6 protein-coding genes and 1 pseudogene are annotated in these 7,162 nt (G+C 70.6%); 4 read left to right on the top strand and 3 right to left on the bottom strand.

All coding sequences use genetic code 11. The features are described from left to right. Window positions 1-308: 308 nt before the first annotated feature. Entirely contained in the window at window positions 309-1,283 is a 975-nt protein-coding gene (locus tag C7C56_RS08525; RefSeq protein WP_106757012.1) for a hypothetical protein, read from the bottom strand. A 196-nt stretch (window positions 1,284-1,479) separates the two neighbouring features. On the opposite strand from C7C56_RS08525, the gene C7C56_RS08520 reads away from it, so the two are divergent. After that, window positions 1,480-2,043 carry a sigma-70 family RNA polymerase sigma factor gene (locus C7C56_RS08520; protein WP_267874674.1) on the top strand — a complete coding sequence of 188 codons (564 nt, stop codon included), beginning with the start codon at window positions 1,480-1,482 and terminating at the stop codon, window positions 2,041-2,043. Window positions 2,044-2,167: 124 nt separating this feature from the next. Then, window positions 2,168-3,745, top strand: a pseudogene (locus C7C56_RS30675) (protein kinase domain-containing protein). 103 nt (window positions 3,746-3,848) lie between these two features. Here the strand turns inward: C7C56_RS30675 and C7C56_RS30670 are convergent. After that, a complete protein-coding gene (locus C7C56_RS30670; protein WP_106757008.1) occupies window positions 3,849-4,313 on the bottom strand; it encodes a hypothetical protein in 465 nt (154 codons plus the stop codon). Between the two features lie 98 nt (window positions 4,314-4,411). Here C7C56_RS30670 and C7C56_RS28675 point away from each other — a divergent pair, with 98 nt between their 5' ends. Then, window positions 4,412-4,939 carry a hypothetical protein gene (locus C7C56_RS28675; RefSeq protein WP_181373074.1) on the top strand — a complete coding sequence of 176 codons (528 nt, stop codon included), beginning with the start codon at window positions 4,412-4,414 and terminating at the stop codon, window positions 4,937-4,939. Here the strand turns inward: C7C56_RS28675 and C7C56_RS08500 are convergent. Beyond that, window positions 4,936-6,486 carry a hypothetical protein gene (locus C7C56_RS08500; protein ID WP_146204351.1) on the bottom strand — a complete coding sequence of 517 codons (1,551 nt, stop codon included), beginning with the start codon at window positions 6,484-6,486 and terminating at the stop codon, window positions 4,936-4,938. The two genes, C7C56_RS28675 and C7C56_RS08500, sit on opposite strands and share 4 nt — an antisense overlap. Window positions 6,487-6,899: 413 nt before the next feature. Here C7C56_RS08500 and C7C56_RS08495 point away from each other — a divergent pair. Continuing rightward, window positions 6,900-7,162 (top strand): hypothetical protein (locus C7C56_RS08495; protein WP_146204350.1); only part of this gene is annotated, 263 nt, incomplete at its 3' end.

Raw genomic sequence — 7,162 nt, 5'->3', positions numbered from 1 at the left:
CTTATTTAAGGGATGTTGTACTAGCCGGCAGAAATTTTGCCCGGGATCATCCACCCACAGCTTTCCCCTGCGCGACTGTCAGATCCTCACATCTGCGCGTGGTTGCCGCCCCCCATCCGCGATGCGCCGTTTCCGTCAATGGCGGCGACGACGCCAACGACCTTGCTGCAAGTCCACCGCCGAAGCGCCGCGCGAGCCTATTTGTCCCCGCCCGAAGCCAATTGATCGTTGTTCGGCATGCTCGCCTCCAGTTTGGCAACGTAGGCGTGGTAATAGGCGGCCAGGGTCGGGTCGCCGTTGCTGTAGCCCTAGCGCAGGTCGGTGGCCGGGTCCGAATAGGCGCCGCGCAGCCCGCGCGCGCGCGTCAGGTTGGCCGGGTCGGCCACCAGGCATTTGGTGTACTGCACCTTCATCAGGTACATGCGGGTGTGGTCCGGCGCGTCGTTCCAATAGTGGAATTTTCCCGACACGAGCCAACTCATGCGGTAGGTGAATTTTTTGCCGGCGAAACGGGCCGGGCCCCTGGTCCGGTACAGCTCGGCCATGCGCTCGTAGGCCGCGCTCACGCCATTGATGATCGCCACGCCGTAGATGCGCTCCATCAGTTGCTCGAGCGCGAACGGGGTCGGGCTGGCAGTGACCAGGGGGAACAGCACCGCCTTGTCGAAGCCGGGCACGGCGCTGTCGCCGGCCTCGATCATGCGCCCGTACCAGTAGGCCGCTGCGCCGCATTGCTCGGCGTAGCCGGCCTGGGCGATCGCGGCGCCGTGCATCGGATTCCTGCGCCCGCGCCCGGCGAAGTCGCCGAACACGTGCGCGCGCGCGAGGGCGCCGGCGACCTCGCAGGTCTTCCAGCGCTGCAGCGGATCGCGCGTGGCCCAGGTCGCCGCGGCGTTGCGCTCGGCGTAGGCCGGGCGGTCGTAGGCGGCGAGCAGGGTGCCGTCGCGGATCGCCGCGGCGAGCCCGGCGCGGACCGCCTGTTTCTGCACCTCGCCGATGGCCGCGTTCTCGTAGCGCCGCACCCAGGCGTAGTCGCCGGCCGAGCCCAGTTCGCTCGCCGCGCCGTACCTGACCCCGGCGCGCTGGCGCTGCCCCTCGTCGTTGCCGCGGCGCTGAGCGCGCCATTGTTCGGCCTTGGCCGCCGCCTGCACCGCCGCCGCCATCGCGCGCAGCTCGCCGCTGTCGATGGCCCGCGGGACGCCCTGCGCGGCCGCGCCCGTGGCCAGGCACAGCATCATGGCAAGGCCGGCGGGGCGCGCGGCGGCGGAGCGGGAATCGGACATGGGAACCTCGGCTGGTTGGGAATCGGTGGTCGCGGCGGCGCGGAAAATGCGCCTCACACCATATTGCGTAGGAAACCCGAAAACCGGCTCATCGAGGATAAATATTTGACATCGAATTTGCACGCAAATAGTTGTGTTTATTGACAGAATCGTTTTACTATTCTTCCTCGGCAAGAACTCTTGACAGCGGACCATCGTGATAAAGCCGGACCTCGCAGCGCTCTTCGTGAAGGCTTCCTCGGGCGACAAGCCGTCGCTCGACACGGTGTTTTCGGTGGTCTATCCGGCGCTCAAGAAGATCGCGCGCGGCTACCTGTACAGCGAGTCGCGCAACAACACGCTGCAGCCGACCGCGCTGGTCAACGAGGCCTACCTCAAGCTGGTCTCGACCGACGACCTGGGCTGGGAGGACCGCAAGCACTTCCTCACGCTCGCGGCGCGCTCGATGCGCCAGGTGCTGGTCGACTACGCGCGCGCGCGCAATGCCGACAAGCGCGGCGCCGACGCCGAGAAGATCCCCTATCTGACCGAGCAGATGCCGTTGCCGCCGTGCGACACCGAGCAGCTCGTCAAGCTCAACGACGCGCTCGCCACGCTCGAGAACGTGGCGCCGCGCCAGGCCAGCCTGGTCAACCTGCGCTATTTCGCCGGCCTGAGCATCGAGGAGACCGCCGAGGTGCTCGACATTTCACCCGCAACAGCCAAGCGCGACTGGAGTGTCGCGCGCCTCTGGCTGTTGTACGAACTTGAGGAAAAATAGACCCATGAGCGACTAGTTGCGCGCACGCGCCCACGAGATCCTCAGCGCCGCGCTCGACGTGCCGCCGTCCGGGCGCGCCGCCTTCGTCGCGGCCGAAAGAGGCGGCGACGAACCCCTGCGTGCGATGGTCGCCGACCTGCTCAGCCGGCTCGACCGGCTCGACGGTTTCATGGAGGACGCGCCCGCGCTGGCGGCCGAACTGGGCCGGGTGGAGGCGGCCGTGCCGGGGCCTGGCGAGCGGATCGGCAACTGGGTCGTGGTGCGCGAACTGGGCCGCGGCGGGATGGGCGTGATCCTGCTCGTCGAGCGCGCCGACGGCGCCGTGCGCCAGAGCGCCGCGCTCAAGATCATCCTCGACGGCGCCGCCTCCGAGGCGGCCCTGGCGCGCTTCCACGGCGAGCGCCAGATCCTCGCCAACCTGCAGCATTCCGACATCGCGCGCCTGATCGACGCCGGCAGCACGGCCGACGGGCGCCCCTATTTCGTGATGGAGTATTGCTAGGGCGTGCCGATCGACGCCTATTGCGCGCAGAACAAGCTTGGCTTGCCCGAGCGCATAGCGCTGTTCGCGCGCGTCTGCCACGCCGTCCACTACGCGCACCAGCACCTGGTGATCCACCGCGACCTCAAGCCGGCCAACATCCTCGTTTCCAAGGACGGCGCGCTCAAGCTGCTCGACTTCGGCATCGCCAAGCTGCAGGACCGCGAGCAGGCCGAAGGCGACGGCGGCGCCGCGTCGTGGCTGCTGACCCCGATGTACGCCAGTCCCGAGCAGCTGGCAGGCAGGGCGCTGAGCATCGGCACCGACATCTATTCGCTCGGGGTGATCCTGTACGCGCTGCTCACGGGCCGCTTGCCGTACGCTGACAACACCGGCTCGGCGCTCGAGATGTTGCGCCGGCAGCAGGCGCTGGCGCCGACCCGGCCCTCGGACGCGGTCACCGCGACGGGAGGGGGGCGGGCGGCGCCGGGGCGGCCAAGGGCGGGCCGGCCGCGCTGGCCTCGGACAAGGCGCTCGCGCCCGGGCGGCGGCTGGCGCGCCAGTTGCGCGGCGACCTCGACAACATCCTGCTCAAGGCGATCGCGCGCGCGCCCGAGAACCGCTACGCCTCGGCCGACGCGTTCGACCGCGACCTCAAGCGCTACCTCAACAACGAGCCGGTGCACGCGGTCGCGCCGTCGTGGGGCTACCGGGTGCGCAAGGTCATGCAGCGCTATCCGCTGGGCGTGTCGGCGGCGGCGGTGGCGGCCGTGCTCGCCGCGGCCGGGGTCGCCCTGTGGCAGGCGCGCGAGGCCGACGCCGCGCGCGCCGTGGCCGAGAAACGCTTCGACCAGACCCACAAGCTGGCGCGCGCCATGCTGTTCGAGGTCAACGACACGCTCGAGAAGGGGCCGACGGCGGCGCGCGAGAAACTGGTCGCCACGGCCCTGCTGTACCTCGAGCAACTGGCCGCCGACGCCAGGCTCAAGCCAGAGCTCAAGCGCGACGTCGCCAGCGCCTACGAGCGCATCGGCGACGTGGGCGGCAACCAGGTCGGCGCCAACCTCGGCCGCCCGAAGGAGGCGCAGGAGCATTACCGCAAGGCGCTCGCGCTGCGCCTGTCGGTGCCGCGGGGCCCCGGCAGCGCGCTCGAGGACGTGTCCGGCCTGCGCGAGGTGCACCAGCGCCTCGGCGACCTGGCCTGGGCGCAGGGCAATGTGACCGAGACCCAGTACCATTACGACGCGGCCACGGCGGCCGCGCGCGAGGTCGCGCGGCGCAGCGGCAAGTCCGCCGACGCGCTCGAGGCGCTGTCGCGGCGCCGCTACAGCGCGGCCATCCTGTACACCCGCGGCCAGCCGAACGCGGGCAAGCTGACCGAGGCGCTGGCGCAATTCGCCACCCTGCGCACCGACCTCGAGGACTTCATGCGCCGCCATCCGGCCGGGGTCGAGGCGGTCAAGGTGTATGTGCCGGTGCTCAGCCAGTTCACCGACCTGAGCCGCGTGACGGGCGATCTCGGGACGGCGCACGCGGGCGCCATGCTCTCGCTCGCGCTGGCCGAGAAGAAACTCAAGGAGACCCCGGACGACCCGCGCTGGCGCCGCCAGCTGGGCATCACCGAGCGCCAGATCGGCGACATCCTGATCGAGCAGGGCAGGAACGAGGAGGGCATCGCCCGCATCCGGCGCGCGCTGGCGCTGCGCCAGGGCGTGGCCGAGGCCGACCCGGGCGACGAACGGGCCGCGCGCGACGTGGCGATCGGGCGCTCGGCGCTGGCCGACGGCATGATGGCGGTGCGCGACTACGGCGCCGCGCAGGAGCAATACGCGTTGGCGCGCGACACCTTCGCGCTGCAGGCGGCGAGCAACCCGAGCAACGCCGGCATTGCCGGCGGCGTGCTCGAGCTCGAGCTGGCGCTGGCCGAGGCCCAGCACCTCGGGGCGCGGCCGGCGGAGGCGGCCGGCCGACCCGGACGACACGCTGCCGGCGCGCATCGCCCTGCTCGAGGCCCAGGTCGCCGCCGCCGCGCGCCCCGACGCGGCGGTGGCCGCCTATGCCGGCGCGCGCCAGGCGCTGGCGACTCTGCTGAAGCAGAGCGAGAGCGATCCGCTCGATGTCTACCTGCAACGGGGCAGCGCGGTGGCGTGGCAGAAGGTCGGCGAACTCGGCCTGCAGGCCGTCGACAAGGGGTCGGCCTGCGCCTACCTCGACCTGGCCGAGGCGCGCTACGCCGGGTTCGCGGCCGGCGGCCGGCTCAACGCGGCCGACGCGGTGGCGCGCGCCAAACTCGGGGAAAGCCGCAGGCGGTGCGGCGCGCCTGCCGCGGCCCCGGCCCCGGCAACGGCTCCCGCAACGGCTGCGACCAAGGCAACGGCCCCGGCAACGGGCCCGGCAACGGCCAAGGTTCCTTAGGCGCCGGAGGGCGGGCCGTCGCCCGACGCGCCCGCCGCGCTAGCGGCGGGCGGCGCGCGCATGCCCTGTGCCAGCCAGCGGCACAGCGCCGCCTTGCCGTCCTGGTCGATGTGCGGCAGCATCGAGGCGTACCAGTCGTGCGCCTGCTCGGTCGACAGGGTTGCCCCCAGGATCGGCGCGCTGTGCTCCAAAAAGGCCAAAAAATAGGGAATGCGGCGCGACTGCAGGAACCGCGGGTCGGTCACGTGCATCCGTTCGTACAGCCGCTTGACGCCGTCGAGGTAGGGCAGGGCCTCGCGCGCGCGCCCGCTGTCGCCGAGCGCGTCGATGAAGTTGGTCTGCAGCGCCACCGCCGGCATTTCGCCGGTGTCGTTGTTGATGTCGCCGGCCTTGAGCAGCCAGGTCTCGCCGCGCGCCACGCTGCCGGCCATGACGGAGCTGGTCGCCAGTTGCACCGCCGTGTTGGCCGAGGGCTCGTCGAGGAACAGCGCGTGCCAGTGGCCGAAGGCGGCCTCCCACTGGCCCAGGCGGCTGCAGGCGAGCGCGCAGATGCGGTTGGCGTCGCTGCGGCAGAGCAATTTGTCGGAGCGGGTGTGCGGGCGCGCCTGTTCGATGGCCTGTGCGAAGGCGTCCTCGTTGAGGTGGGCGATGGCCAGTTCGAGTTCTGGCGGGTCGGGCGCGGCCTCGTCGTCGGCCTGCGCGGGCGAGGGTTTGCCGCACATGAGCACGAGCAGGTCGGCGCCGGCCTCGCTCAGGCGCAGGAAGTCGGCCACGCGCGTGTCGCGCCAGCGCACCTTGCCGTCGGTGAGCGTGAGTTCCTCGTTGGTGATCGAGACGTAGGCCTCGCCGCTCGCGCAGCGGTACAGGCACAGGCTCGCGTGCCGGCCCATGTGGCCCGGCCATGGCGGCAGCACGTCGAGCATGGCGTCGGGGTTGTGCTCGAGCGAGGCGAGCAGCAGGGGGCCGTCCTCGACGAAGGAGAATTTCTTCGGCAGGCTGATGCGCTCGGCCCAGCGGCCGGTGGCTTCGCAAAACGGCGCGCGCGCGCGCACCTGGCTCATCAGGCGCGGCACGCTCGCCAGGATCAGCAGCTCGGCCAGCCACACCAGCAGCAGCAACGGCCCCGGCAGCACGTGGCCGAACAGGGTCCAGATGCCCGCTTCGCTGAGGCGCCAGGCGGTGCGCGCCATCGCCAGCGGGTGCGCGGCGAACCAGAGCATGCCGGCCGCCGCCGCCCCGCCGCCGGAGGCGGCGGCCAGCCAGGCGGCCCACTGGCAATACCAGCCGAACAGCCCGAGCGCGGCGCCGAGCCGGGCCATCTTGAGCGGATGGCGCACCTTGCCGTAGCGCGCCACCAGCATGCCCAGCGTGCCCAGCGCGACGGCGAAGCCGCCGGTCAGCATGGGGTTGGCCGGCACCAGCGGGTTGTGGAAGGTGAGCCGCGCGTACAGCCACGCGAGCGGGACGGCGGCGAGCGCGCACAGCAGCGCGCACCACAAGGCTTCCGGTGGAAAGCGGCCCGATGGGCGGTAATACAAGGAAGTCATGGGCGCGGTCCCCTCTTTTGCGCGCGCCGGCGTGCTTGCCGGCGCCTGTTTGAGGAGAAAGACTAAGAGTTTTGCCGGCGCAGCGGTTTGGCCTGCGTCAAGCCGCGCGGCCGCCCGCCCGGCGCTGCGGCGGCATCGGTGCGTGCCATTCAAGTTTGCATAACACTGGCACTGCGGTGGCACTGGATGAACAATTTTGCATGGCCTTGATGGATAAACAAAACTTTGCGCCAAGTCAGGACGTGGTACCCTGAACGGCGCGACACCCCTCCTGCTGCCATTTTGACATTCAATCTGGTCCTTCGTCTGATCTGACACAGCGGGCCTTCCCCCTGTCGCGCGATTGCGGCTTCGCCGTTTCCTTGTATGAGCCGAGGTCATCGCTCAGAACTAGCTATTTCAAGGTCTCCATCATGCCCACGGCAAAACAGACGCGGTCGACCCGCGTGGCGTTGCTCGGCTTCGCAATCGCATTGGCGTTCCTTCTGGCCGCGGGCGTGAGCGCGGCGTTGTCGCCGACCAACGCCATCGCGCCGGGCCCGCTTCTCGGCGGCGCCGGCCTGTTGTCGATCGTGTTCGGCTGGCTGCTGTTGCGCCGGCCTTGGGCCGGCGTGCCGGCCGCGTTCGGCATCAACGGCGCGCCGCAGCCGCTGATCAAGATCGAGGCGCTGCAAAG

This window comes from Massilia glaciei (assembly GCF_003011895.2).
In the GTDB taxonomy this organism is placed as follows: domain Bacteria; phylum Pseudomonadota; class Gammaproteobacteria; order Burkholderiales; family Burkholderiaceae_D; genus Telluria_A; species Telluria_A glaciei.
Note: the sequence above shows the minus strand (reverse complement) of the source record. Positions and strands in the feature narration are given on the sequence as shown.

Bases quoted from the DNA above. Each gene is read 5' to 3' on its own strand.
- C7C56_RS08525 (WP_106757012.1), bottom strand. From the start codon at position 1,283: ATGTCCGATTCCCGCTCCGCCGCCGCGCGCCCCGCCGGCCTTGCCATG.
- C7C56_RS30670 (WP_106757008.1), bottom strand. From the start codon at position 4,313: ATGCCGTCGGCCAGCGCCGAGCGCCCGATCGCCACGTCGCGCGCGGCC.
- C7C56_RS08500 (WP_146204351.1), bottom strand. From the start codon at position 6,486: ATGACTTCCTTGTATTACCGCCCATCGGGCCGCTTTCCACCGGAAGCC.